The sequence below is a fragment of the Streptomyces sp. NPDC007917 genome (genome assembly GCF_042959105.1).
Lineage (GTDB): Bacteria > Actinomycetota > Actinomycetes > Streptomycetales > Streptomycetaceae > Streptomyces.
In genome coordinates this window covers 545,048-569,647 of record NZ_JBIBKK010000001.1, presented here as the reverse complement: position 1 = coordinate 569,647, position 24,600 = coordinate 545,048, and the positions used below count along the sequence as shown (strand labels likewise).

The following is a 24,600-nucleotide window of genomic DNA, read 5'->3' as shown; positions in this document are numbered from 1 at the left end:
TATATGCGGTGTCTCGTATAGACTTCCACTGTTCTCTCGCGATCGCACCCTAGGAGCCCGACATGGCGACAGATCTCACCGGCCGCCACTTCCTCAAGGAGCTGGACTTCACCGCCGAGGAGTTCCGCCACCTGATCGCCCTGGCCGCCGAGCTGAAGGCGGCCAAGCGCGCGGGCGCCGAGGTCCGCCGGCTCACGGGCAGGAACATCGCGCTGGTCTTCGAGAAGACCTCCACCCGCACCCGCTGCGCCTTCGAGGTCGCCGCCGCCGACCAGGGTGCCTCCACCACCTACCTGGACCCGGCCGGCTCCCAGATCGGCCACAAGGAGTCGGTGAAGGACACCGCGCGCGTGCTGGGCCGGATGTTCGACGGGATCGAGTACCGCGGCAGCGGGCAGGACGTCGTCGAGGAGCTCGCCGCGCACGCCGGAGTGCCCGTCTACAACGGCCTGACCGACGAGTGGCACCCCACCCAGATGCTCGCCGACGTGCTCACCATGACCGAGCACAGCGACAAGCCGCTGGAGGAGATCCGCTTCGCCTACCTCGGCGACGCCCGGTACAACATGGGCAACTCCTACCTGATCACCGGCGCGCTGCTGGGCATGGACGTGCGGATCGTCGCCCCCCGCGGGCTGTGGCCCGACGAGGCGGTGGTGGAGCGGGCCCACGGGCTCGCGAAGGAGTCGGGCGCCCGCGTCACCCTCACCGAGGACATCGCCGAGGGCGTGGCCGGGGCCGACTTCGTCGCCACCGACGTCTGGGTGTCGATGGGGGAGCCGAAAGAGGTCTGGGCCGAGCGCATAGCGCTGCTCGGCCCCTACGCGGTCACCATGGACGTGCTGCGCGCCACCGGCAACGACGACGTGAAGTTCCTGCACTGCCTGCCGGCCTTCCACGACCTGGGCACCGCCGTCGGCCGTGAGATCCACGAGCAGTACGGGCTGACCTCGCTGGAGGTCACCGACGAGGTCTTCGAGTCCGCTCACTCCGTCGTCTTCGACGAGGCCGAGAACCGGATGCACACGATCAAGGCGGTGCTGGTCGCGACGCTCGGACGGGCCTAGCGCGCCCCGGCCGGGAGGGTGAACCACACCGCCTTGCCCTCGGGGGTGGGGCGGTAGCCCGCCTCCGCGCTGAGGGTGCGGAGCAGCTGCAGGCCACGGCCGCGCTCGGGGACGTCGCGCGGGTCGGGGGAGCCGGAGCGGTGCGGGCCGCCCGGCGCGCCGGGCCCGCTGTCCGGTGCGCCCGCGTCACCTGGTGCGCCGGGGCCGCCGGGCGCGCCCGGCCCGTCCTGTGCGCCGGGGCCGCCGGTCGTGCCCGTGTCGCGGAGGGCGGCCGGCGGGGCCGGGTCCCGGTCGTGCACCTCGACCTGCCACTGGCCGGTCGGCGCCAGCCCCATCACCAGCTCTATGGGCTCGTCCCCGTCCGTGTGCTGCACCGCGTTGGCGACCAGCTCGGCCGTCAGCAGCTCCGCGGCGTGGCGGTCCACGGGCGAGCCGGTGTCCGCGAGGGTGTTGCGGACCAGCGCGCGGGCCAGCGGGACGGCCACCGGAGTGTGTGGCAGGGCGAAGCGCCAGGAGGCGATCGCGGAGGTGGGGTCGGGCACGGGCACGGCTCGGTCCAGTCGGTGTCGGAACCTCGCGGTCTATGGGCGGCGGTCATCGGGGGCGCCTCCCCGTGGTGGCCGGAGGAGGTATGAAGCGGACGATAGCGCCGTAAGAGGCTAGGGACCACTCTTGATGTGACTTATTACCACTCAGTTATCGGGGCGCGGCCTCTCGGGCGGTTCTCCTGGCCGTATTTATCGCGTACTCGTGACGATGGTCACAGGCGAGTGATAACTTCGGAGGGCAGGCACCAGCCGCCCGGCTGAAGGAGGCCCTGGCCCATGAGTCCGTTCACCGGCTCCGCGACCGGGACCGGGGAGTGGCGCCATCTGCGCCTGGCCCTCGACGACGGCGTCGCGACCGTCACCCTCGCCCGCCCCGAGAAGCTCAACGCGCTCACCTTCGGTGCCTACGCCGACCTGCGCGATCTCCTCCCCGAGCTGGCCCGCGAGGGCTCCGTACGGGCCCTGGTGCTGGGCGGGGAGGGCCGCGGCTTCTGCTCCGGCGGCGATGTCGACGACATCATCGGCGCCACGCTCGCCATGGACACCCGCGGACTGCTCGACTTCAACCGCATGACCGGCCAGGTCGTGCGCGCCCTGCGCGAGTGCCCCTTCCCCGTCGTGGCCGCGGTGCACGGGGCCGCGGCGGGCGCCGGCGCGGTGCTGGCCCTGGCCGCCGACTTCCGGGTCGCCGACCCGTCGGCGCGCTTCTCGTTCCTGTTCACCAAGGTGGGGCTGTCCGGCGGCGACATGGGCGCCGCGTATCTGCTGCCGCGCGTCGTGGGCCTCGGCCACGCCACCCGGCTGCTGATGCTCGGCGAGCCGGTGCGCGCGCCCGAGGCCGAGCGCATCGGCCTGATCAGCAAGCTCGTCGACGAGGGCCGGGCGGCGGCCGAGGCAGCGGCGCTGGCCCGCCGCCTCGCCGACGGGCCGGCGCTCGCCCTCGCGCAGACCAAGGCGCTGCTCACGGCGGAGCTCGACATGCCGCTGGGCGCGTCGATCGAGATGGACGCGGCCACGCAGGCGCTGCTGATGAACAGCGCCGACTACGCCGAGTTCCACGCCGCCTTCACCGCCCGGCGCCCGCCCGGCTGGCAAGGACGATGAGCCGGCCGACGCCCCGGCCCACGCCCCAGCCCGCCGCCGAGGCCGCCGCCGTGCCCGCTGCCCAGGCCGCCGCTGAGGCAGTCGCCCAGACCGCCCACGCCCCCGCCCAGCCCGCCGCCCAGGACTCGTCGCGTGCCCGGCGCCCCGGTCGCCGCCCTCTGCGGATCGCCGTGGTCGGCGGCGGTCCCGGCGGGCTGTACGCGGCCGCGCTGCTGTGCCGGATCACCCCCGGGCCCGAGGTCACCGTCTGGGAGCGCAACGCCCCCGACGACACCTTCGGCTTCGGTGTCGTCCTCTCCGACGAGACCCTTGGCGGCATCGAGCACGCCGACCCCGCCGTCCACGCCGCCCTGCGCGAAGCGTTCGTCCGCTGGGACGACATCGACGTCGTGCACCGCGGCCGGACGCTGACCTCGGGCGGCCACGGCTTCGCCGCCCTCGGCCGGCGCCGCCTGCTGCGCATCCTGCACGAGCGCTGCCACGCCCTGGGCGTCCGGCTCCGGTTCGGCACCCCCGCGCCGCCCGCCGCCGAACTGGCCCGCTCGTACGACCTGGTGATCGCCGCCGACGGGGTGCACAGCGCGACCCGCCAGGCCCACCCCGATGTCTTCAGGACCCGGCTGACCACCCACCGCTGCCGCTACATCTGGCTCGCCGCCGACTTCGCCTTCGACGCCTTCCGCTTCGAGGTGGCCGAGACCGAACACGGCGTACTGCAGCTCCACGGCTACCCCTACGCACCCGGTGCCAGCACCGTCATCGTCGAGGCCCGCGAGGAGGTCTGGCGCCGGGCCGGCCTGGACCGGCTGGACGAGCGGGAGTCCACGCGGCGGTGCGCCGAGCTCTTCGCCGACGCCCTCGGGGGCCGCCCGCTGCACGGCAACCGCTCCCAGTGGACCGCCTTCCGTACGGTCGTCAACGAGCGCTGGTGGCACGGGAACACGGTGCTGCTCGGCGACGCCGCGCACACCGCGCACTTCTCGATCGGCTCCGGCACCAAGCTCGCCATGGAGGACGCCGCGGCGCTCGCGCACCACCTCGCGGACCACATCCAGGGACGCTCCTCACTGCCCGAGGCGCTCGCGGCGTACGAGGCCGAGCGCCGCCCGGCCGTCGAGTCGACCCAGCGCGCGGCCCGCGCCAGCCTGGAGTGGTTCGAGAACCTGGCGCTCTACGTGGACCAGCCGCCCCGCCGGTTCGCCTTCAACCTCCTCACCCGCAGTCGCCGCGTCACCCACGACAATCTGCGGCTGCGCGACACCGCCTTCGTGACGGCGGTCGAGCGCGAGGCCGAGCTGCCCCAGGCCACCCCGCCGATGTTCACCCCCTTCCGGCTGCGCGGTCTGACCCTGCGCAACCGCGTGGTCGTCTCGCCCATGGACATGTACTCGGCCCAGGACGGCACGCCCGGCGACTTCCACCTCGTCCACCTGGGCGCGCGGGCGCTGGGCGGCGCGGGCCTGGTGATGACCGAGATGGTGTGCGTGAGCCCCGAGGGCCGCATCACCCCCGGCTGCACCGGCCTGTACGCAGACGCGCACGACACCGCCTGGCGCCGGGTCGTCGACTTCGCGCACTCCGCCTCCCCCGGCACGGCCCTCGGCGTCCAGCTCGGCCACAGCGGCCGCAAGGGTTCCACCCGGCTGATGTGGGAGGGCATGGACGACCCCCTTCCGCACGGCAACTGGCCGCTGGCCGCCCCCTCCCCGCTGCCCTACCGCCCCGGCGTCGGCCAGGTCCCCCAGGCCCTGGACGCCGCCGGGCTCGCCGAGATCCGCGAGCAGTTCGTCGCCGCCGCGCGGCGCGCCGCCCGCGCCGGCTTCGACCTCCTCGAACTCCACTGCGCGCACGGCTATCTGCTCTCCAGCTTCCTGTCCCCGCTCACCAACCACCGCACCGACGCCTACGGCGGCACCCTCGCGGCCCGGCTGCGCTATCCGCTCGAAGTCTTCGACGCCGTACGGGAGGTGTGGCCCGCCGACTCCCCCATGACGGTCCGCATCTCCGCCACCGACTGGGCCGAGGGCGGCACCACCGCCGATGACGCGGTCGCCGTCGCGGCCGCCTTCGCCGCCCACGGCGCGGACGCCGTCGACGTCTCCACCGGCCAGGTCGTCCCCGACGAGCGCCCCGACTTCGGCCGCTCCTACCAGACCCCGTACGCCGACCGGATCCGCAACGAACTCGGCGTCCCTGTCATCGCGGTCGGGGCCATCTCCTCCTGGGACGACGTGAACTCCCTGCTGCTGGCCGGCCGAGCCGACCTGTGCGCGCTCGGCCGCCCCCATCTCTACGACCCGCACTGGACCCTGCACGCCGCCGCCGAACAGGGCTACACCGGCCCCGGCGCGCCCTGGCCGCTCCCGTACCGCGCGGGCAGCAGAAAACCCCCGACGGGCCGCGCCGAACGGTGAAAAATGGCCGGCATGACCATACGCAGAAGGGCTGAGCTGTTCGTCCCCGAGGAGCAGGACCGGCGGCTCGACGCGCCGACGACCGGTGACGAGCGGGGCATCCTCGCCGGCATCCTGGCGGCCCAGCGGGCGACCCTGGAGCTGAAGTGCGCGGGCCTGGAAGGGGAGTTGTCCCGGCGCTCGGTGGAGCCCTCCACGCTCTCGCTGCTCGGCCTGGTCCGCCATCTCGCCGATGTGGAGCGCCGCTGGTTCCGGCGGGTGCTGGCCGGGCAGGACGTGCCCCTCCTCTTCTCCACCGAGGCCGAGCCCGACGGGGACTTCGACGGCGCCGTGCCCGATCCCGCGGTCGCCGCCGAGGCCTGGCGGGCGTGGCGCGCGGAGGTGGCGTTCTCCGAGGCCTTCGTCGCCGCCGCGCCCCACCTGGACATCACGGCCGACGACGGATGGCGCGGGGCGGTCTCGCTGCGCTGGGTCCTCATCCACATGATCGAGGAGTACGCCCGGCACAACGGCCACGCCGACCTGCTGCGGGAGCGGATCGACGGCGCGATCGGCGTGTGACGTGCCACCCGCCACGCGTCACCCTCCACCCGCCACGCGCCAGGCGTCAGGCGCGTGTGGCCGACAGCGCTTCCCGTACGTACGCGGCGCCCGCCTCGTACAGCCGGTCGTGCAGCGCCGTGAACACCTCCGCCGCCCGGGCGCCGGGCCAGTCCCGCGGCAGCAGGGCGGGCGGCAGCCCCGGGTCGGCGTAGGGGAGGAAGCGCCAGGAGTCCAGGGCGAGGACGTAGTCGCGGTAGGCGTCGCCTCGTGCAGGGGCGGCCGGTATGGCGCGTCCCGCCCAGCGCTCGAGCACCGGTTCCTGGGCGTCCAGGAAGGCGCGGTGCAGCTTGGCCAGCTGCTCCAGGTCCCACCAGCGGCGCACCGCCCGCTCCGTCGGCTCGAAGGCCGCGTGGGCGCCGCGGAAGAGGTCGACGTACGGGGAGAGTTCGAGGCGGGCCAGGGTGTGCCGGGTCTCGTCGTAGAGGTGGTCGGGGGCGATCCACACCCCGGGCGCGGCGGTGCCGAAGCCGAGCCGGGCCAGCCGTGAGCGCAGCAGATGGCGCTTGTGGCGCTCCTGTTCGGGGACCGAGAAGACGGCGAGCAGCCAGCCGCCCACGGCCTCATCCGCGCAGCCGTCGGGGCGGGCGTAGATGCGGCGGTCGCCGTCGTCGAGCAGCTGGCGCGCGTCCTGGGAGAGCGCGTATCCGGCGGCCCCGGCGTCCGTGCGGTCGGCGACCAGCAGCCCGCGCCGCTTGAGGCGGGAGACGGCGGAGCGCACGGAGGGCGCGTCCACGCCCACCGCGCCCAGCAGCCGGATCAGCGCGGCGATGGGGACGGGGCCGGCGGGGCGGCCGGCGCCGCCGCGGCCGTAGGCGCCGTAGAAGGTGACGATCAGGGAGCGAGGGGTGTGCTGGCCGGTCACGCGCTTACTTTAAGGCGCTGTTCGCACCCGGCTCACCGCGCTGCGCGCTCCCGTCCCGCAGCAGATAGCGCTGGAGCTTGCCGGTGGCGGTGCGGGGCAGGGCGTCCAGGAAGACGAACTCGCGCGGGCACTTGTACGGGGCCAGCTCGGCGACGGTGAACTCCCGCAGCGCGTCTGTGGTTTCGTCCGTACGCGCCACGCCCGGCCGCAGCACCACGTGCGCGACCACGACCGTGCCCCGCCGCTCGTCCGGCCGCCCGGTCACCGCGGCCTCCACCACATCGGGGTGGCGCAGCAGCGCGTCCTCGACCTCGGGGCCCGCGATGTTGTACCCGGCCGAGATGATCATGTCGTCGGCGCGTGCCACATACCGGAAGTAGCCGTCCGCGTCGCGGACGTAGGTGTCTCCGGTGAGGTTCCAGCCGTCCCGTACGTACTCGCGCTGCCGCTCGTCCGCCAGATAGCGGCAGCCCGTGGGCCCGCGCACCGCCAGCAGCCCGGGTTGGCCGTCCGGAACGGGCCACAGCCCGCCATCCGCGACGTCATCCGCGAAGTCCACCACCCGCGCCTCGAACCCCGGCACCGGGACCCCGGTCGTGCCGGGTCGGATCGCGTCGTCGGCGGCGGAGATGAAGATGTGCAGCAGCTCGGTCGCCCCGATGCCGTTGATGATCCGCAGCCCGGTCGCCCGGTGCCATGCCTGCCAGGTCGTCGCGGGCAGGTTCTCACCCGCCGATACGCAGCGGCGCAGCGAGGAGATGTCGTACGGGCCGCCGTCCGGCGCCGCGCCGTCCAGCCGCGCCAGCATCGCCCGGTAGGCGGTCGGCGCGGTGAACAGCACGGAGATCCGGTGGTGTGCGATATCGGCCAGCAGCCGCTCGGGGCCGCCCCAGTCGGACAGCAGCGCGGAGGCGCCCGCGCGCAGCGGGAAGACGACCAGGCCGCCGAGGCCGAAGGTGAAACCGAGCGGAGGGCTGCCCGCGAACACGTCGTCCGGGCGCGGCCGCAGCACCTGCGCCGAGAAGGTGTCGGCGATGGCCAGCACATCGCGGTGGAAGTGCATACAGCCCTTGGGCCGCCCGGTCGTCCCCGAGGTGAAGGCGATCAGCGCCACGTCGTCGGCGGAGGTCGCCACCGCCTCGTACGAGGCGGGCGCGGTGGCCGCGAGCCGCAGCAGGTCCCCGGGGCCGTCCCCGCCGTAATACGTCGTCCGCAGCCCCGGCACCGAGGCCTTCGCCAGGTCGTCGGCGCACCGGATGTCGCACAGCGCGTGGCGTATCCGGGCCAGTTCGCAGACCGTCGCCAACTCCCGGGACCGGTGGGCGGCCAGCACGGTCACGGCGACCGCCCCCGCCTTCATCACCGCCAGCCAGCAGGCGGCCAGCCACGGCGAGGTGGCCCCGCGCAGCAGCACCCGGTTGCCGGGCACCACGCCGAGCGGGCCGGTGAGGGTGTGTGCGATCCGGTCGACGTGGGCGCGCAGTTCGCCGTACGTCCACACCTCGCCCGTGGCGGCGCGCACCGCGACCCGGTCCGCGCCGAACCGCTCGACGGTGCGATCCAGCAGCTCGGCGCCGCAGTTCAGGCGATCGGGGTAGGGCGGCCCCGGCAGGTCGAGGAGGAAGGCCGGCCACTGCTCGGCGGGCGGCAGATGGTCGCGGGCGAAGGTGTCGGTATGGGCCGAAGGCCTGAGCTCCATCGAGGACGCGCCCCCTATGCCTGCCCCTGTGCCTGCACATGCCTGCCTGAAGTCGCCTTGTCAGCGTAACGTGATGGTGACGACAGTCAACAGATCGCGATAAACACTCCACGCCGAAGGGGCTGAGGCGCCCCGGAGGCAAAACCGAGTTACTGGGGGTGACCGGTGCCGTCGTTCGCACTCGATCCGAAGCAGCGGCGCTGGTGCGCCGAAGTGCGCTCCCTCGCCCGCGACCTGCTGCGCCCGCTCGCCGGGAGCGGCCGGCCCGGCCGGGTCAACCGGCCGCTGACCGCCGCCCTCGGCGAACTCGGCCTGCTGCGCCGGCTGTTCCCCGACGACGGGCCGGTGCGCGCCCTCGACCTGTGCCTGCTGCGCGAATCGCTCGCCCGGGAGTGCACGGAGGCCGAGACCGCGCTCGCCCTCCAGGGCCTGGGCGGCTATCCGATCGTGCTCTCCGGCAGCCCGGAGCAGTACGCGCGCTGGATGCCCGAGGTCCGGGCGGGCCGCGCGGTCGCCGCCTTCGCGCTCAGCGAGCCGCAGGCCGGCTCCGACGCCGCCGCGCTCGGCCTGCGGGCCGACCCCGACGGGGCCGGCGGCTGGCGGCTGACCGGCGAGAAGTGCTGGATCTCCAACGCCCCGGAGGCCGACTTCACCGTCGTCTTCGCCCGCACCACCCAGGGCGCGGGCTCGCGCGGCATCACCGCCTTCCTCGTCCCCGCCGACCGGCCGGGGCTCACCGGCGAGCGTCTTGAGATGCTCAGCCCGCACCCCATCGGCAGCCTCGCCTTCGACGGCGTCCCCGTCACCCGCGAGGACGTCCTGGGCACGCCCGACAAGGGGTTCGGCGTCGCCATGCGCACCCTCAACCTGCTGCGGCCGAGCGTCGGCGCGTTCGCCGTCGGCATGGCCCAGGCCGCGCTCGACGCGTCCGTGGCCCACGCCGGGGAGCGCACCGCCTTCGGCGGGCCCTTGAAGGACCTTCAGGCGGTCTCCCACCAGCTCGCCGAGATGGCCACCCGCACCGAGGCCGCCCGCCTCCTGGTCTACGCGGCCGCCACCGCGTACGACGAGGGCGCGCCGGGCATCGCGCGGAGTTCGGCGATGGCCAAGCTCCTGGCCACCGAGACCGCCCAGTACGTCGTGGACGCCGCCGTACAGATCCATGGGGCGCGGGCGCTGCGCCGCGGCCATCTCCTGGAGCACCTGTACCGCGAGGTCCGCGCGCCCCGGATCTACGAGGGCGCGACCGAGGTCCAGCGCACGATCATCGCGAAGGAGCTGTACCGGTGACCGAGGAGCGAGAGCCGTCCGAACCACCCGCGCTGTCCGAACCGTCCGGGCGCCCCGAGGCCGCCACCCGCCCGTCCCTGCGGCGCACCAACCCGCCCGAGCTCTCCCCACCCACCGGATTCAGCCACGCCGTCACGGCCACCGGCGGACGCCTGGTCTTCCTGGCGGGCCAGACCGCGCTGGACGGCGCGGGCGCGGTCGTCGGCGCCACGCTCCCGGACCAGTTCCGGCGCGCCCTGGCCAATCTGCTCACCGCCCTGGCCGCGGTCGGCGGCACCCCCGCGGACCTGGCCCGGCTCACCGTGCACACCACCGACGTCGCGGCCTACCGGGCGTCCGCCCCCGAACTCGGCCGGATCTGGCGGGAGCTGGCCGGGCGCGACTACCCCGCCATGGCGGTCATCGGCGTCGTCCGGCTGTGGGACGAGGCGGCGATGGTCGAGCTGGACGGCATCGCGGTGCTGCCGTAGCGCATCACGCCGGATGGCGCGGTATTGGCCGGGCCCGCGCGGCGCGGTACCGTCGGTGCGATATCGACGACGGCACGACGGAAGCCGGTGGGAACCCGGCACGGTCGCGCCACTGTGAACGAGACGTTCCAAACGCTCCAAGGGATGTCTTGTGAGTCAGACCCGTAGCTGTCGTCCAGTGCACCACCGAGATGGGACGCGAACTCCCTAAGGAGGCCCTGCCATGGCACAGCATGTCGCTCAGCCGACCGCCACCACCCCCGCTCTCCCGGCAAAGTTGCCGATCGGTGCGATCGTTCCGTGGGCGGTGTTCTTCGGCATCCTGATGCTGGTCCTGCTGTACTTCGTCGGCGCCGAACAGGGCGCCACCTCCGTCGTTTCCGGCGAGGACGTCCACGAGTGGGTGCACGACGCCCGCCACCTGCTCGGCTTCCCCTGCCACTGACGCCAGGGACACCGACACCCTCATGAATTCCGCAACGGTACGGAATCTGCTCGTCCGTGGCATGCTCGCCGGCCTCGGGGCCGGCGTGCTCGCCCTGATCGTCGCCTATCTCCTTGGGGAACCGAATGTCGACAAGGCGATCGGCTTCGAGGAGTCCCACGCCCCGGCGCATCACCACGAGGTCGAACTCGTCTCCCGCAGCCTGCAGTCCACCGCCGGCCTGGCCACCGGTGTGCTGATCTACGGGGTCGCCTTCGGCGGCATCGCCGCCCTCGCCTACTGCTTCGCCCTGGGCCGCGTCGGCCGCTTCACCCCGCGGGCCACCGCGCTGCTGCTGTCCGGCTGCGCCCTGCTCGCGGTCTACGTCGTGCCGTTCCTGAAGTACCCGGCCAATCCGCCCGCCGTCGGCAACCCCGACACCCTCGGCGAGCGGACCAATCTGTACCTCCTGATGATGGTGCTCAGCGTGCTCCTCGCGATCGCGGCGACCATCCTCGGCAAGCGGCTCGCCCCGAAACTGGGCACCTGGTACGCCACCGTCGCCGCGGTGGCCGCCTTCGCCCTGGCCATCGGCCTGGCGTACGCGTTCCTTCCGGCCGTGGGCGAGGTGCCCGCCGATTTCCCGGCCACCGTGCTGTGGCGGTTCCGGCTCTCCGCGCTGGCCATCCAGGTCGCGTTGTGGGGAGGGTTCGGACTCGTCTTCGGCGAGCTGGCCGAGCGTCTGCTGAGACCTGAGCCCGCCACCAGGGCCCCGGCCTCGACGGTCGCCGCCGCCGGCCGGCCGTGACGCGACCGTCTCCCTGACCCCCCGCCGGGGCGGCCGCTCCTGTCAGGGGCCATTGAGCGGCCGCCCCAGCCCGAGGTTCCAGCGTCCGGCCCGTCCGCTGACCCCGGTCGCCGTCAGCGGGGGAACGTCGGCACGCCAGAAGGCCGCCGCGGGCGCGCCCAGCACATGCACCACCACGGCCCGCACCACGTCCGGCTCCACCACGGCGAGCGTATGGCCGTCGGTGTGCGACGCGGTGTCCAGCCACCGTCCGATCCGCCGGCACATGTCCCGCACCGACTCCCCGCCGTGGGGCGCGGCCGCCGGGTCGGCCAGCCACCGGGCCACCGACTCCGGCTCGGCGGCAGCGACCTCGTCGAGGGTGAGGCCCCGCCAGCGGCCCGCGTCCAGGCCGGCCAGCTCCGCACGGGGCTCGGCCGCGCCGAGCCCCAGCGCCGCTGCGGTCTCCCGGCAGCGCAGGCCGGGGGAGGTGACGACGCGAGCGGCCGGAGGCAGCACCCCGGCCGCGGCGCGGGCCCGCGCCGCGCCGCCGTCCTCGAGAGGGGCCGTGCCGTCGTCGAACCGGGCCTGGCGCAGCGAAGGGCTCATCGCGGCCGCGATGAAGATGACACGGCTGGTCACGCGGTCACTCCTGCTGTCTGCGCCATGGGGCACGAGTCTCCCTCGGGTACGGCACCCACGTAACCACCGGTGGGCCCTCACCTGCCACATATCCGACCGCAGCCACATATCCGACCGCACGGCGGGCTTGGTAGCCTCTGGGGGCCAGTCGAGCCACATCCGAGGCCAGGGAATCCGGTGCGAATCCGGAACTGACGCGCAGCGGTGAGGGGGACGGGCGGGGCACGTCGCCACTGGAAGACCGGGAAGGCGCCTCGTCCGGACGAACCCGAGTCCGAAGACCTGCTGGCACCTCCGCGCCCCGGCGCGGCGGTCGTCCACAGGCCAGGCTCCGCGTACGAGCCCCGACCACCGAGGCAAACCCGTGCTCCGTACCGCTCTTCGCCCCGCCGCTCTGCTGCTCGCCCCCGCCTTTCTGCTCACCGCGTGCGGTGGCTCACAAGGCGGCGCGGATGCCGGGAAGCCCGCCGGTTCGGGCTACCCGCGCACCATCGAGAACTGTGGCCACAAGGTCACCTTGAAGGCGGCCCCCGAGCGGGCCGTCTCCCTCAACCAGGGCACCACGGAGATCCTGCTCTCCCTCGGCCTCGCCGACCGCATGGCCGGTACGGCGACCTGGACGGACCCGGTGATGAAGGGCCTGGAGAAGGCCAACGCGTCCGTGCCGCGGCTGGCGGACAACGCGCCCTCCTTCGAGAAGGTGCTGGACGCCGACCCCGACTTCGTCACCTCCTCGTTCGTCTCCACCCTCGGCAAGGGCGGTGTCGCCACCCGCGAGCAGTTCGAGAAGCTGGGCGTGCCCACGTATGTCTCCCCCTCCGACTGCTCGGCGGGCAAGGACAACGACAGCGGTGGCGACGGAGCGCGCGGCGCACCCCTCACCCTCGACACCGTCTACGGCGAGATTGCCGACCTGGCCAGGGCGTTCGGGGTGGAGGAGCGGGGGAAGAAGCTCGTCGCCGGGCTGAAGGCGCGGGTCAGCAAGGCCACCGCCGGGCTGCACGCCTCCGGTGTCTCCCTCATGTACTGGTTCGCCAACTCCCAGTCGCCCTACCTGGCCGGCTGCTGCGGCGCGCCGGGCGCCATCACGCGGGCGGTCGGCGCGGAGAACGCATTCGCCGACACCCACGACGAGTGGCCCCAGATCAACTGGGAGACCGTCGCCGACCGCGACCCCGACGTCATCGTGCTCGGCGATCTGACCCGTAAGCAGCAGACCGCCGAGAGTGCCCAGGCCAAGATCCGTTTCCTGGAGCGCAACCCCGCCACCCGCAACCTGACGGCCGTGAAGAAGAAGCGGTACGTGCTGCTGAGCGGGCAGGCGATGAACCCGTCCATCCGCACGGTCGAAGGGATCGAGAAGGTCGCCGCGGGCCTGCGCGACCTCGGGCTCGCCACGTGAGGGCCCGCACGCTGCTGCTGACCGGCGGCGGGTCGGCCGCGCTGATCGTATCGGTCGCCGTCGCGGTGACGATCGGGCCGGCCGACATCTCCACGGGGGATGTGTGGGCCTCCGTCGCCGCCCATCTCGGCATGAGCGTAAGCGCGCTGACGCCGCTGCGGGACGGCATCGTGTGGAACCTGCGGATGCCGCGCACCCTGCTCGCCGCCGTGTGCGGGGCCGGGCTCGCCGTGTGCGGGGCGGTGATGCAGTCGCTGCTGCGCAATCCGCTGGCCGATCCGTTCGTGCTCGGGGTGTCCTCCGGCGCGTCCACGGGGGCGGTCGCCGTGGTCGTGCTCGGCGTGGGCGGCGGAGCGGTGTCCCTGTCCGCGGGCGCCTTCCTCGGCGCCCTGCTCTCCTTCGCCCTGGTGCTGCTGCTCAGCCACACGCTCGGCGGCAGCACGGACCGGGTCGTGCTCTCCGGGGTGGCCGCCATGCAGCTGTTCTCCGCGCTGACCTCGTTCACCGTGCTGACCTCCGCCGACGCCGACACCACCCGGGCCGTGCTGTTCTGGCTGCTCGGCTCGCTCACCGGCGCCGACTGGGGGCAGGTGCTGCTCTGCGCCGCCGTCCTGGCCGCCGTCCTCGCCGTCTGCCTCGGATACGCCCGCACCCTGGACGCGTTCGCCTTCGGCGACGAGGCGGCGGCCGGACTCGGCGTCCGGGTCGCCCGTACCCGCCTGGTCCTGCTCTCGGCGACCGCGCTGCTCACCGCCGCCCTGGTCAGCTGTGCCGGGGCGATCGGCTTCGTCGGCCTGGTCCTCCCGCACGCCACGCGCGCCCTCACCGGCGCCGGCCACGCCCGCCTCCTGCCCGTCACGGCGCTGACCGGAGCCGTCTTCCTGGTGTGGGTGGACACCCTCGCCCGCACCGCCCTCGATCCCCAGGAGGTCCCGGTGGGCGTGGTGACGTCCCTCATCGGCGTACCGGCGTTCGTGGCTGTGCTCTACCGCGGGCGGAGCAAGGCGTGACCGGCCCGCCGGAGCAAGGCATGACCGGCCTGCGCGCGGACCGGGTCGGCCGCCGTACCGCCGGCAAGGTCACCGTCGACGGCCTCACGCTGACCCTCGGCCCCGGCGAGACGGTCGGACTGCTCGGCCCCAACGGCTCGGGCAAGTCGACGCTGCTCAGACTGCTCGCGGGCGTCCTCGCCCCCACCTCCGGAGTCGTCACCCTGGACGGGCGCCCGCTGCCGGAGGCAGGCCGCCGCGCCATCGCCCGGCGCATCGCCACCGTCGAACAGCACGCCCACACCCGGACCGAACTGACCGTCCGTGACGTCGTGGCCCTCGGCCGCATCCCGCACCGCCGCGCCTGGACACCGCCCACGGCGGCCGACGCCGAGGCCGTCACCGCGGCCCTGGCCCGCACCGGACTGACCGACCGGGCCGCCCAGTCCTGGCACACCCTGTCCGGCGGCGAACGCCAGCGCGCCCAGATCGCCCGCGCCCTCGCCCAGGAGCCCCGCGAGCTCCTGCTCGACGAACCCACCAACCACCTCGACATCCAGCACCAACTCGACCTGCTGGACCTCGTCGCGGGCCTCCCGGTCACCACCGTGATCGCCCTGCACGACCTCAACCTCGCCGCGATGTACTGCGACCGGCTGCTCGTCCTCCGCGACGGCCGCGCCGTCGCGGAGGGCACCCCGGCCGAGGTCCTGACCCCCGCCCTCATCGAGCGGGTCTACGCGGTCCGCGCCGAGGTCACCACCGGCCCGGGCCACCCCGTGATCCGCTTCCTGCGCCGCGCGGCCCAACAGCCGCCGCGGGCCGGAGCGGCCCAACAGCCGCCCCGGCCCGGCTGAGCGACGGGCCGGGGCGGCCGGGGCGGCCGGGGCGGCCGGGGCGCGGCGGCGGCCGGTCTCCGGAGCGGGCTCAGATGTCGCGGAAGATCTCGATCTGCGCGCCGATCGAGTTCAGCCGCTCCGCCAGGTCCTCATAACCCCGGTTGATCACATACACATTGCGCAGCACCGACGTCCCCGGCGCCGCCATCATCGCCAGCAGCACCACCACCGCGGGGCGCAGCGCCGGCGGGCACATCATCTCGGCCGCCCGCCACCGGGTCGGGCCCTCGACCAGAACCCGGTGCGGGTCGAGGAGTTTGACGTGGGCGCCGAGGCGGTTCAACTCGGTCAGGTAGATGGCCCGGTTGTCGTAGACCCAGTCGTGGATCAGCGTGGAGCCCTGCGCGGAGGCGGCGATGGCCGCGAAGAAGGGCACGTTGTCGATGTTGACGCCGGGGAACGGCATCGGGTGGATCTTGTCGATGGGCGCCTGGAGCTTGGAGGGCCGCACGGTCAGATCGATCAGCCGCGTACGGCCGTTGTCCGCCGCGTACTCGGCGCTGCGCTCGTGGTCGAGGCCCATCTCCTCCAGTACGGCCAGCTCGATCTCCAGGAACTCCACCGGCACCCGCCGGATCGTCAGCTCCGACTCCGTCACCACCGCGGCGGCCAGCAGGCTCATCGCCTCGACCGGGTCCTCCGACGGGGCGAAGTCCACGTCCCGGTCGATCTCGGCGAGGCCGTGCACGGTGAGCGTGGTGGTCCCTATTCCCTCGACCTTGACCCCCAACTCCTCCAGGAAGAAGCACAGATCCTGGACCATGTAGTTGGGGGAGGCGTTGCGGATCACGGTGACGCCGTCGTGCCGGGCCGCGGCCAGCAGCGCGTTCTCGGTGACCGTGTCGCCGCGCTCGGTCAGCACGATCGCGCGGGTGGGGGCCACCTCGCGGTCCACCCGCGCGTGGTACATCCCGTCCGTGGCGGTCACTTCGAGGCCGAAGGGGCGCAGCGCGGTCATGTGCGGCTGCACGGTGCGGGTGCCGAGGTCGCAGCCGCCCGCGTACGGGATCTTGAACTGCCGCATGCGGTGCAGCAGCGGGCCGAGGAACATGATGACGCTGCGGGTGCGGCGGGCGGCCTCGGTGTCCATGGCGTCCAGGTCCAGTTCGGCCGGCGGCACGATCTCCAGATCGGCCCCGTCGTTGATCCAGCGGGTGCGGACGCCGATGCTGCCCAGCACCTCCAGGATGCGGTAGACCTCCTCGATCCGGGCGACCCTCCTCAGGGTCGTACGGCCCGAGTTGAGCAGTGTGGCGCACAGCAGCGCGACGCAGGCGTTCTTGCTCGTCTTGACGTCGATGGCGCCCGAGAGACGACGGCCGCCGACGACCCGCAGATGCATCGGCCCCGCGTATCCGAGCGAGACGATCTCACTGTCGAGGGCCTCGCCGATCCTGGCAATCATCTCAAGGCTGATGTTCTGGTTGCCTCGTTCAATGCGGTTGACCGCGCTCTGGCTGGTGCCGAGCGCCTCCGCGAGCTGCGTTTGCGTCCAGCCACGATGCTGTCGTGCGTCGCGGATGAGCTTGCCGATACGGGCGAGGTAGTCGTCGGTCATACGGTAGAGACTATCTCAAATATGAGATGCGGGCGCGACGGGGGTGGCATTCGGGTGAAGGGGCGGAAGACGTCCTGCCCGGCGAGACCATTGTTCTAGTTGCATGCGAACAACTATGCTGTGAACACCTGAACAGGAGGCATCCGTGCATCAGTCGCTGCGCCGCACCCTGGTGGTCGTCCTCCCCTTCGCCCTCGCCTGCGCCGCCGTCCTCACCACCTACGCGGCCCTGCGCGACCGGCTCCCCGATCCGCTCGCCACCCACTTCCCGGCGAGCGGCAAGGCCGACGGCTTCTCCAGCGCGACCTCCTTCGTCTGGGTGGCCACCGGCCTCCTCGCGGTCCAGGGGGCGGTCTTCGCCGTCCTCGTCCACCGCTCCGGCCGGGGCACCCGCCCGCTGACCGCGGTCGCGTACGGGGAGTCGGGGCTGCTGGGCTACGCCTTCCCCGCCACGCTCTTCGCCAACGCCGACGTCCCCGACGCCGCCGACGTCCGCTTCCCGATGTGGCAGCTGGCCGTGGCCCTGGCCTGCGCGCTGCCCGCCGCGGCGGCGGGCTGGCTGCTGGCCGGGGCGGACGCCCCGCCCGCCGCCGGGCCCGCCGACCAGCCGCGCCGCCTGCCGCTGGGCGAGGGCGAGCTCGCCAGCTGGACGCGCACCGTCACCTCGCGCGTGCTGCTCGGTGTGGGGCTGGCCCTCGCGTGCGCGGGCGCGGTGCTGGCCATGACCGTGAGCCCCGTGAGCGGGCTGCCGATGGCCGTGATGGGGGTGGTCGCCGTGTTGCTGTCCGGCTGCCGGGTCACCGTCGACCGGCGCGGTCTGACCGTGTCCCCGCCCGTCGTCCGGCTGCCCCGTCTGCGAGTGCCGCTCGGCCGCATCGAGGAGGCCACCAGCCGTCAGGTGAGCGCGTACGGCGACTTCGGCGGCTGGGGCTACCGGATCAGGGCGGGGCGCAGCGGGCTGGTGCTGCGCTCCGGGGACGCGCTGTGCCTGCGGCTGACGACCGGCAAGGAGTTCGTGGTGACAGTGGACGACGCCCACACCGCCGCGGCGCTGCTCAACACGCTCATCCACCGGACGGACCGCGGCGCGGGCCGCCCCCTGGACGCGAGCTGACATGCTGTTCACGGTCGACCCCGGCTCCCCTGTCCCGCTCGGCGACCAGATCGCCGCCTGCGTACGCCGCGCGATCGCCGACGGCACGGTCCACCCCGGTGAACGCCTCCCGGCCGCCCGCGCCCTCGCCGACTCCCTCGGCGTCAATGTGCACACCGTCCTGCGCGGCTACCAGAGGCTGCGCGAAGAGGGCCTGATCGAACTGCGCCGCGGCCGCGGCGCCGTGGTCACCGGCGCCCCCACCTCCGCCGGCCGCGCCCGCCTCGTCGAGGGCGTCCACGGCCTGGTCACCCAGGCCCGCGCGATCGGCCTCTCCGACGACGAACTGCTGGCCCTGGTGCGCAACGGCCTCGCGGGCGGCTGAGGCGGCTGAGGTGTTTCGCCCCGGCGTTCACTCGTACCGGTGACCGCCCGTCCCCGCCCCCGCCGCCATCCCCGTCACCAGCTCCGCGAAGTCCGCCGCCGGGTCGTGCAGGGGCGCCCCGTGGAGGAGCAGCTCGACGCGGTGGACCAGGCGCGGGGAGATCAGGGGCACCGCGACGACGCCGGGGGCGCCCCCGGTGGCGGAGTGGGGGAGCAGGGTCAGGCCGTGGCCCGCGGCGACCAGGGTGAGGAGCGCCCGTACGTCGGTGCCCTCGTACCGCAGGGCCGCGCGGAAGCCGTCGGTGCCGGTGGCGGCGCGCAGGCGGCGCAGGGGGACGGCGGCGTCGGGTGCGTCCAGCCAGCGCCAGCGGGCGTCGGCGAGGTCGGTCAGCCGCAGGCCGAGGCGGCGGGCCAGCGGATGGCCGAGGGGGAGGGGCACGACGAGCGAGCCCTCGGCGACGGCCAGGGCGGACAGCGGGCCGGGGCCGGGCGGCGGCAGGGGGTCGCCGGGCGCCGTCAGGCCGTCGGTCAGCCCGAGGTCGAGCTGCCCGGTGGCCACGGCCGCGGGGATCTCGTCGCGGCCCAGCAGCCGTACGGACGTCCGTACGCCCGGGTGGGCCCGGCGCACCTCGGCCAGGGCCGCCGCGACCCGGGGCGTCATGGCCGGCGGCGAGGCGCCGAGCGTCAGCCGGGCGGTGGCGGCGCCGGCAAGGCGCTCGATGTCCGCGCGGGCCGCGTCCAGCCGGTGCAGCAGCGGACCCGCGTGTTCCAGCAGCCGCGCGCCCGCCGCGGTCGGCGCCACCGGACGCCGGGTCAGCAGCGGGGTCCGCAGGTCCGCTTCGAGCGTGGCGATGTGCCGGGACACGGCTGCCGGGGGGAACCCCAGGTCGCGGGCGGCCTCCGCGAAGGACGCGCGGCGGGCCACGGACACGAAGGTGCGGAGCAGGTGCGGATCCATCGCCTCAGTATTCCGGCTCGCGCGGCGCCCGACGGCCCCATCCTGGGGCGCCTGACGCTCAGGGAGCGGCACCTGGGCGGGTGTTCGAATCCGGGGTGTCCGGCGGCCGGGCGACCAGCCGCGCGTACCAGGCGGAGGAGGCCACCACCTGGCCGATGGCCAGTGCCGCCACCACGATCAGGAACATCGCGATGAGCCAGGACAGGAGGGTGAAGACGGGGCCGACGGGGCCGAAGTCGGCGAGGCTGCGGTTCATCGCCAGCGGCATGACCAGCCGGGAGCCGAAGCCCAGCATCACGGTGCCGGTGCCCGCGAGCACCGCCCCGGGCAGCAGCGGCAGCCACCCGACCCGGCCGCCCAGCAGCAGGTGCTGGGTCCACCACCACAGCAGGACGGCCGACAGCAGGGACAGGACCAGCCCCGAGACGATCCCGGTGCCGAAGCCCCTGCGCAGCGGCGCCTGGACGAGCAGCACCGCCAGCCAGACCAGCAGCCACAGCAGCCAGCGCCACGCCGTCACGCGGAGCTTCGCCCTCGGCAGTTTCCAGCACCGTTCGCAGACCGACTGGAGCGCCCGGCTGAAGGCCGTCGCCGACACCAGCGCCACCACCAGGCCCACGGCGCCCGAGGGGTTCCGCGTCTCGCCGGACGCGGCGAGGGCCCGGCGCACCTGGTCCAGCGTCGTGCCGCGCACCCCGACCACCGAGCGCAGGGAGTCCGCGAGCAGGCCCTTCATGCCCTCGGGGGCGAAGGCCGCCACCGCCATCAGCAGCGGCAAGGCCGTCAGGAACGCCTGGGCGGCCAGCCGCATGGCGGCCTCCACGGTGTTCACCGCCAGCAGCCGCTCCACCAGCCTGGTGAGCAGCCGGGTGACGGACGGGGCCCGCGCCGCGGCCAGGACACTCCGTGCTCCGCCGAACCGGGGTGGCCGGTGTTCGTCTCCGCCGGAAGTCACCGCCTGCCTCCTGCGTTCCAGGCTGCCACCTCGGTCGGCCGTACCCGTGCGGGGCCGCCGCCACCGATAAGGAGTGCTCGTGACGTCCGCCAGCCGCCGCCGCGAGGATGCCCAGCAGCACCAGGACGAGGACGACGACGCCCAGGACGAGCGCCACGGAGGCCGGGGTGGGGTGGTTCCACAGGACGAGGGCGAGCGCGCCTGCGGTGATGGCGGCCCCGGTGGTCCAGCCGCGGTGGGTGTCCAGCCAGCGGCCCGTGCCACCCGTGCGCACCCCGGCGCGGGCCAGGGCCCGGGCGGTGGCGCCGGTGGCGCGGGCCGCCCCCGAGCGCACGGCGCGGGCGGCGCGCCCGGGGCCGTACAGATAGCCGGACAGCACGGTGATCACCGCGATGACCAGGATCGTGCGGGTGGACTCGCGCAGGAAGCGCACGAGGGTGTCGTAGATGACGGCGGCGGCGTTCTCGGGCAGCGTGGTGGGCGGGACGGAGTCCAGATAGACCCGGCGCGCCACGGCGAGGCCGACGAGCAGCACCAGCATCATCACCGCGACGCCGACGCCCACGCTCATCAGCGCCACCCGGTGTGCGGGCGCCGTCCCCACGGCGAGGGCGGCGAGCACGATCACCGTGACCGGCAGCCAGACGCCCACCACATTGAGCAGCCGCATCGCGTCCTGCGCCTTGTCGAGCTTGTCGGTCCGCAGCAGGGGGACCGTCCGCTCCACGGTGGGGATGTGCGCGGCCTTCTCGTAGCCCGCGTCGACCAGCCTGCGTTTGACGTTGTCGACCAGGGTGCCGATGTCCAGGACGATGGTGTCTCCCCTGGCCTGGACGGCGCTGGGCCCCTCACCGGTGAGGACCTTCACCACGGCGGCGTGCGCCCGGCGGTTGGCTGCGGTCCACACCTGGGCGAACTGGTCGCTGCGCACCACCTTGGTCACCACGTCGTGGACGGCCGTGGTGAGGGCGGTCTCCAGCGGCCCGGTCAGCAGCCGGGCGCTGTCGGCCACCCGGGGCGGGGCGCCGACGCGGTCGAGTGCCTTGGTGAGCGAGGCGGTGAGGGCGGCGACGTCGACGTTGCCGACGACGCGCTTGGTGAGCCGGTCGGTCACCGCGTTCTGTACGGCGGGGTCGGAGGCGAGCGGCGCCACGGTCCGGACGTACCGGTCGGTGTCGGAGACCTCTTCGTGCGCCCAGGTGGCGACCAGGGCGAGCGGTGCCAGCAGCACGGCCAGCACCAGCAGCACCGACGCCGCCGCGTACCGCAGCCGGCGGTGGCGGACGGCGACCGCCTTGCGCAGCCGCTCGTACTCCTGGCGCTCGGTGGCGCTCAGCGGAGATCCGGCGGAAGGCTCCGGAGGTGGTTCCGAGGAGGGAGTGCCCGAGGAGTCCATGCGGTCCTCCTTCGCATGATCCTCATGGTGCGCGGAGCCGCGGATGATCGCCATGCGGGGCGCGTGCGGGCTTCCCGGGTGTGAGAAACGGATCACGGCAGCGCGGGCCCCCAGTGCGGCGGTCCATGTACTAGGGTTATCTTGACATCGAGATATCCGCCGGAGGGCGCACCGCAGCCGCACTGGTAAGGCTTACCTAACTAAGTCTGACCTTACCTGATGGGCGAGGGCATGTGACGGCAGGATTGCGGCAATACGCGCGAGATCATGCATGAAGGAGACAGTCGTGTCGGCGAACAGCTTCGACGCCCGTAGCACGCTGCAGGTGGGCGACGAGTCGTACGAGATCTTCAGGCTGGACAAGGTGGAGGGGTCCGCCCGTCTGCCGTACAGCCTCAAGGTGCTGCTGGAGAACCTGCTCCGCACCGAGGACGGCGCGAACATCACCGCCGACCACATCCGCGCGCTGGGCAGCTGGGACCCCAGCGCCCAGCCCAGCCAGGAGATCCAGTTCACGCCGGCCCGCGTGATCATGCAGGACTTCACCGGCGTGCCCTGCGTCGTGGACCTTGCCACCATGCGCGAGGCCGTCAAGGAACTGGGCGGCGACCCCGCCCGCATCAACCCGCTCGCCCCCGCCGAGCTGGTCATCGACCACTCGGTCATCGCCGACCGCTTCGGCACCCCCGAGGCCTTCACCCAGAACGTGGAGCTGGAGTACGGGCGCAACAAGGAGCGCTACCAGTTCCTGCGCTGGGGCCAGACCGCGTTCGACGAGTTCAAGGTCGTCCCGCCGGGCACCGGCATCGTCCACCAGGTCAACATCGAGCACCTGGCCCGCACCGTCATGGTGCGGAACGGCCAGGCGTACCCCGACACCCTGGTCGGCACCGACTCGCACACCACCATGGTCAACGGCCTGGGCGTGCTGGGCTGGGGCGTCGGCGGCATCGAGGCCGAGGCCGCGATGCTGGGCCAGCCGGTCTCGATGCTGATCCCGCGCGTCGTGGGCTTCAAGCTCACCGGCTCGCTGCCGACCGGCACCACCGCCACCGACCTGGTGCTGACCATCACCGAGATGCTGCGCAAGCACGGCGTGGTCGGCAAGTTCGTGGAGTTCTACGGCGAGGGCGTCTCCTCCATCCCGCTCGCCAACCGCGCCACGATCGGCAACATGTCGCCGGAGTTCGGCTCCACCGCCGCGATCTTCCCGATCGACGGCGAGACCATCAACTACCTCAAGCTCACCGGCCGCAGCGAGCAGCAGCTCGCGCTCGTCGAGGCGTACGCCAAGGAGCAGGGGCTGTGGCTGGACCCGGCCGCCGAGCCGGACTTCTCCGAGAAGCTGGAGCTCGACCTGTCGACGGTCGTCCCGTCGATCGCCGGCCCCAAGCGCCCGCAGGACCGGATCATCCTGGCCGAGGCCGCCGAGCAGTTCGCCCAGGACGTGCGCAACTACGTCGCGGAGGACGAGGAGACGGGCAAGGAGTCCTTCCCGGCCTCCGACGCCCCCGCGCGCGACCACAACGGCATGCCGACCAGGCCGACCCCGGTCATCGCCCCCGACGGCAGCCAGTACGAGATCGACCACGGCGCCGTCACGGTCGCCGCGATCACCTCCTGCACCAACACCTCCAACCCGTATGTGATGGTCGCCGCCGCCCTCGTGGCCAAGAAGGCCGTGGAGAAGGGCCTGACCCGCAAGCCGTGGGTCAAGACCACCCTGGCCCCCGGGTCCAAGGTCGTCATGGACTACTACGACCGCGCCGGCCTCACCCCGTACCTCGACAAGCTCGGCTTCAACCTCGTCGGCTACGGCTGCACCACCTGCATCGGCAACTCCGGCCCGCTGCCGGAGGAGGTCTCCAAGGCCGTCAACGAGGCCGACCTCGCCGTCACCTCCGTGCTGTCCGGCAACCGCAACTTCGAGGGCCGGATCAACCCGGACGTCAAGATGAACTACCTGGCGTCCCCGCCGCTGGTCGTCGCGTACGCCATCGCGGGCTCCATGAAGGTGGACATCACCAAGGACGCGCTCGGCACCGACCAGGACGGCAACCCGGTCCACCTGGCCGACATCTGGCCCTCCGAGCAGGAGGTCGAGGAGGTCGTCGCCTCCGCGATCGGCCAGGAGATGTTCAACACCAGCTACGCCGACGTCTTCGCGGGCGACGCGCAGTGGCAGGCGCTGCCCATCCCGACGGGCAACACCTTCGAGTGGGACCCGGAGTCCACCTACGTCCGCAAGCCCCCGTACTTCGAGGGCATGGCCATGGAGCCGGCCCCGGTCCAGGACGTCACCGGCGCCCGGGTGCTCGCCAAGCTCGGCGACTCGGTCACCACCGACCACATCTCCCCGGCCGGTGCCATCAAGGCCGACACCCCGGCCGGCAAGTACCTCACCGAGCACGGCGTCGAGCGCCGCGACTTCAACTCCTACGGCTCGCGCCGCGGTAACCACGAGGTCATGATCCGCGGCACCTTCGCCAACATCCGCCTGCGCAACCAGATCGCGCCGGGCACCGAGGGCGGCTTCACCCGCGACTTCACCCAGGACGGCGGGCCGGTCTCCTTCATCTACGACGCGTCGCAGAACTACCAGGCCGCGGGCGTCCCGCTGGTGATCCTGGCGGGCAAGGAGTACGGCTCCGGCTCCTCCCGCGACTGGGCCGCCAAGGGCACCGCGCTGCTGGGCGTCAAGGCCGTCATCGCCGAGTCGTACGAGCGCATCCACCGCTCCAACCTCATCGGCATGGGCGTGCTGCCGCTGCAGTTCCCGGAAGGCGCCTCGGCGCTGTCGCTGGGCCTGACCGGCGAGGAGACCTTCTCCATCTCGGGCGTCACCGAGCTGAACGAGGGCACCACCCCGCGCACCGTGAAGGTCACCACCGACACGGGCGTCGAGTTCGACGCGGTCGTCCGCATCGACACCCCCGGTGAGGCCGACTACTACCGCAACGGCGGCATCATGCAGTACGTGCTGCGCTCGCTGATCCGGAAGTAATCCCCGGGCGCAAGCCCGACGGACGGTCGGACGGGCCGCACTCCCCGGCGCG

At 73.3% G+C, this 24,600-nt stretch carries 22 protein-coding genes and 2 riboswitches; of the genes, 15 read left to right on the top strand and 7 right to left on the bottom strand.

The window, feature by feature from the left end; translation table 11 throughout:
* Positions 1-62: 62 nt before the first annotated feature.
* Entirely contained in the window at positions 63-1,067 is a 1,005-nt protein-coding gene (gene argF / locus ACFZDL_RS02415; protein ID WP_353590961.1) for an ornithine carbamoyltransferase, read from the top strand.
* On the opposite strand, the gene ACFZDL_RS02410 is transcribed toward argF, so the two are convergent.
* The gene (locus tag ACFZDL_RS02410; protein ID WP_391190199.1) at positions 1,064-1,609 is read right to left on the bottom strand and encodes an ATP-binding protein; all 546 of its coding nucleotides are present in this window, start codon (positions 1,607-1,609) and stop codon (positions 1,064-1,066) included. The two genes, argF and ACFZDL_RS02410, sit on opposite strands and share 4 nt — an antisense overlap.
* Positions 1,610-1,891: 282 nt before the next feature.
* On the opposite strand from ACFZDL_RS02410, the gene ACFZDL_RS02405 reads away from it, so the two are divergent.
* The 3 genes from ACFZDL_RS02405 (at position 1,892) to ACFZDL_RS02395 (ending at position 5,694) form a co-directional block, all read left to right on the top strand.
* Positions 1,892-2,719: an enoyl-CoA hydratase family protein gene (locus ACFZDL_RS02405; protein WP_353590963.1), complete on the top strand. Its 828-nt coding sequence runs from the start codon at positions 1,892-1,894 to the stop codon at positions 2,717-2,719.
* 158 nt (positions 2,720-2,877) lie between these two features.
* Complete coding sequence (locus ACFZDL_RS02400) at positions 2,878-5,133, top strand: bifunctional salicylyl-CoA 5-hydroxylase/oxidoreductase (RefSeq protein WP_353591096.1); 2,256 nt, start codon at positions 2,878-2,880, stop codon at positions 5,131-5,133.
* A gap of 12 nt (positions 5,134-5,145) precedes the next feature.
* Positions 5,146-5,694 carry a DinB family protein gene (locus tag ACFZDL_RS02395; RefSeq protein ID WP_353590964.1) on the top strand — a complete coding sequence of 183 codons (549 nt, stop codon included), beginning with the start codon at positions 5,146-5,148 and terminating at the stop codon, positions 5,692-5,694.
* Positions 5,695-5,740: 46 nt separating this feature from the next.
* Here ACFZDL_RS02395 and ACFZDL_RS02390 read toward each other — a convergent pair whose 3' ends face one another.
* Positions 5,741-6,598 (bottom strand): PaaX family transcriptional regulator C-terminal domain-containing protein, encoded by an 858-nt coding sequence (locus ACFZDL_RS02390; protein ID WP_353590965.1) that lies wholly within the window; start codon positions 6,596-6,598, stop codon positions 5,741-5,743.
* 4 nt (positions 6,599-6,602) lie between these two features.
* Positions 6,603-8,297 (bottom strand): AMP-binding protein, encoded by a 1,695-nt coding sequence (locus ACFZDL_RS02385; protein ID WP_353590966.1) that lies wholly within the window; start codon positions 8,295-8,297, stop codon positions 6,603-6,605.
* 165 nt (positions 8,298-8,462) lie between these two features.
* Here ACFZDL_RS02385 and ACFZDL_RS02380 point away from each other — a divergent pair, with 165 nt between their 5' ends.
* The 4 genes from ACFZDL_RS02380 (at position 8,463) to ACFZDL_RS02365 (ending at position 11,289) form a co-directional block, all read left to right on the top strand.
* On the top strand, positions 8,463-9,587 hold the full coding sequence (locus tag ACFZDL_RS02380) for an acyl-CoA dehydrogenase (protein WP_353590967.1): 1,125 nt from the start codon (positions 8,463-8,465) through the stop codon (positions 9,585-9,587).
* Positions 9,588-9,619: 32 nt separating this feature from the next.
* Positions 9,620-10,057: a Rid family hydrolase gene (locus tag ACFZDL_RS02375; protein ID WP_391190195.1), complete on the top strand. Its 438-nt coding sequence runs from the start codon at positions 9,620-9,622 to the stop codon at positions 10,055-10,057.
* Between the two features lie 79 nt (positions 10,058-10,136).
* A riboswitch (cobalamin riboswitch) is annotated at positions 10,137-10,219 on the top strand.
* Between the two features lie 61 nt (positions 10,220-10,280).
* Positions 10,281-10,502 (top strand): CbtB-domain containing protein, encoded by a 222-nt coding sequence (locus ACFZDL_RS02370; protein WP_147998663.1) that lies wholly within the window; start codon positions 10,281-10,283, stop codon positions 10,500-10,502.
* 22 nt (positions 10,503-10,524) lie between these two features.
* The gene (locus tag ACFZDL_RS02365; RefSeq protein WP_353590968.1) at positions 10,525-11,289 is read left to right on the top strand and encodes a CbtA family protein; all 765 of its coding nucleotides are present in this window, start codon (positions 10,525-10,527) and stop codon (positions 11,287-11,289) included.
* Positions 11,290-11,331: 42 nt separating this feature from the next.
* On the opposite strand, the gene ACFZDL_RS02360 is transcribed toward ACFZDL_RS02365, so the two are convergent.
* Positions 11,332-11,910 (bottom strand): histidine phosphatase family protein, encoded by a 579-nt coding sequence (locus tag ACFZDL_RS02360; protein WP_353590969.1) that lies wholly within the window; start codon positions 11,908-11,910, stop codon positions 11,332-11,334.
* 128 nt (positions 11,911-12,038) lie between these two features.
* A riboswitch (cobalamin riboswitch) is annotated at positions 12,039-12,215 on the top strand.
* 59 nt (positions 12,216-12,274) lie between these two features.
* On the opposite strand from ACFZDL_RS02360, the gene ACFZDL_RS02355 reads away from it, so the two are divergent.
* From ACFZDL_RS02355 to ACFZDL_RS02345, 3 genes are read left to right on the top strand one after another with little or no spacing between them, the layout of a single operon-like run.
* Positions 12,275-13,312: an ABC transporter substrate-binding protein gene (locus tag ACFZDL_RS02355; RefSeq protein ID WP_353590970.1), complete on the top strand. Its 1,038-nt coding sequence runs from the start codon at positions 12,275-12,277 to the stop codon at positions 13,310-13,312.
* Entirely contained in the window at positions 13,309-14,322 is a 1,014-nt protein-coding gene (locus ACFZDL_RS02350) for an iron chelate uptake ABC transporter family permease subunit (RefSeq protein ID WP_353590971.1), read from the top strand. The genes ACFZDL_RS02355 and ACFZDL_RS02350 overlap by 4 nt, the downstream gene beginning before the upstream one ends.
* 20 nt (positions 14,323-14,342) lie before the next feature.
* Positions 14,343-15,158, top strand: coding sequence for an ABC transporter ATP-binding protein (locus ACFZDL_RS02345; protein ID WP_353590972.1), 816 nt, complete (start codon positions 14,343-14,345; stop codon positions 15,156-15,158).
* A 70-nt stretch (positions 15,159-15,228) separates the two neighbouring features.
* Here ACFZDL_RS02345 and ACFZDL_RS02340 read toward each other — a convergent pair whose 3' ends face one another.
* A complete protein-coding gene (locus ACFZDL_RS02340; protein WP_353590973.1) occupies positions 15,229-16,758 on the bottom strand; it encodes a UDP-N-acetylglucosamine 1-carboxyvinyltransferase in 1,530 nt (509 codons plus the stop codon).
* Between the two features lie 145 nt (positions 16,759-16,903).
* Between ACFZDL_RS02340 and ACFZDL_RS02335 the strand changes: the two genes are divergently transcribed.
* A complete protein-coding gene (locus ACFZDL_RS02335; RefSeq protein ID WP_353590974.1) occupies positions 16,904-17,872 on the top strand; it encodes a DUF1648 domain-containing protein in 969 nt (322 codons plus the stop codon).
* 1 nt (position 17,873) lies between these two features.
* A complete protein-coding gene (locus ACFZDL_RS02330; RefSeq protein WP_353590975.1) occupies positions 17,874-18,236 on the top strand; it encodes a GntR family transcriptional regulator in 363 nt (120 codons plus the stop codon).
* A gap of 27 nt (positions 18,237-18,263) precedes the next feature.
* Here ACFZDL_RS02330 and ACFZDL_RS02325 read toward each other — a convergent pair whose 3' ends face one another.
* Both ACFZDL_RS02325 and ACFZDL_RS02320 read right to left on the bottom strand, forming a co-directional pair.
* Positions 18,264-19,193 carry a LysR family transcriptional regulator gene (locus ACFZDL_RS02325; RefSeq protein WP_353590976.1) on the bottom strand — a complete coding sequence of 310 codons (930 nt, stop codon included), beginning with the start codon at positions 19,191-19,193 and terminating at the stop codon, positions 18,264-18,266.
* A gap of 58 nt (positions 19,194-19,251) precedes the next feature.
* Positions 19,252-20,148 carry a ribonuclease BN gene (locus tag ACFZDL_RS02320; RefSeq protein ID WP_353590977.1) on the bottom strand — a complete coding sequence of 299 codons (897 nt, stop codon included), beginning with the start codon at positions 20,146-20,148 and terminating at the stop codon, positions 19,252-19,254.
* A gap of 800 nt (positions 20,149-20,948) precedes the next feature.
* Between ACFZDL_RS02320 and ACFZDL_RS02315 the strand changes: the two genes are divergently transcribed.
* Together ACFZDL_RS02315 and acnA are read left to right on the top strand one after the other, a co-directional pair.
* Positions 20,949-21,563, top strand: a complete 615-nt coding sequence (locus ACFZDL_RS02315; RefSeq protein WP_353590978.1) for a hypothetical protein — start codon at positions 20,949-20,951, stop codon at positions 21,561-21,563.
* Between the two features lie 267 nt (positions 21,564-21,830).
* Positions 21,831-24,548, top strand: coding sequence for an aconitate hydratase AcnA (gene acnA / locus ACFZDL_RS02310; RefSeq protein ID WP_353590979.1), 2,718 nt, complete (start codon positions 21,831-21,833; stop codon positions 24,546-24,548).
* Positions 24,549-24,600: the final 52 nt, after the last annotated feature.

Excerpts from the sequence above, each read along its gene's own strand:
- argF (WP_353590961.1), top strand. The coding sequence starts at position 63 with ATGGCGACAGATCTCACCGGCCGCCACTTCCTCAAGGAGCTGGACTTC.
- ACFZDL_RS02405 (WP_353590963.1), top strand. The coding sequence starts at position 1,892 with ATGAGTCCGTTCACCGGCTCCGCGACCGGGACCGGGGAGTGGCGCCAT.
- ACFZDL_RS02395 (WP_353590964.1), top strand. The coding sequence starts at position 5,146 with ATGACCATACGCAGAAGGGCTGAGCTGTTCGTCCCCGAGGAGCAGGAC.
- ACFZDL_RS02385 (WP_353590966.1), bottom strand. The coding sequence starts at position 8,297 with ATGGAGCTCAGGCCTTCGGCCCATACCGACACCTTCGCCCGCGACCAT.
- ACFZDL_RS02370 (WP_147998663.1), top strand. The coding sequence starts at position 10,281 with ATGGCACAGCATGTCGCTCAGCCGACCGCCACCACCCCCGCTCTCCCG.
- ACFZDL_RS02365 (WP_353590968.1), top strand. The coding sequence starts at position 10,525 with ATGAATTCCGCAACGGTACGGAATCTGCTCGTCCGTGGCATGCTCGCC.
- ACFZDL_RS02345 (WP_353590972.1), top strand. The coding sequence starts at position 14,343 with ATGACCGGCCTGCGCGCGGACCGGGTCGGCCGCCGTACCGCCGGCAAG.
- ACFZDL_RS02340 (WP_353590973.1), bottom strand. The coding sequence starts at position 16,758 with ATGACCGACGACTACCTCGCCCGTATCGGCAAGCTCATCCGCGACGCA.
- ACFZDL_RS02330 (WP_353590975.1), top strand. The coding sequence starts at position 17,874 with ATGCTGTTCACGGTCGACCCCGGCTCCCCTGTCCCGCTCGGCGACCAG.
- ACFZDL_RS02325 (WP_353590976.1), bottom strand. The coding sequence starts at position 19,193 with ATGGATCCGCACCTGCTCCGCACCTTCGTGTCCGTGGCCCGCCGCGCG.
- ACFZDL_RS02315 (WP_353590978.1), top strand. The coding sequence starts at position 20,949 with ATGTCCAGGACGATGGTGTCTCCCCTGGCCTGGACGGCGCTGGGCCCC.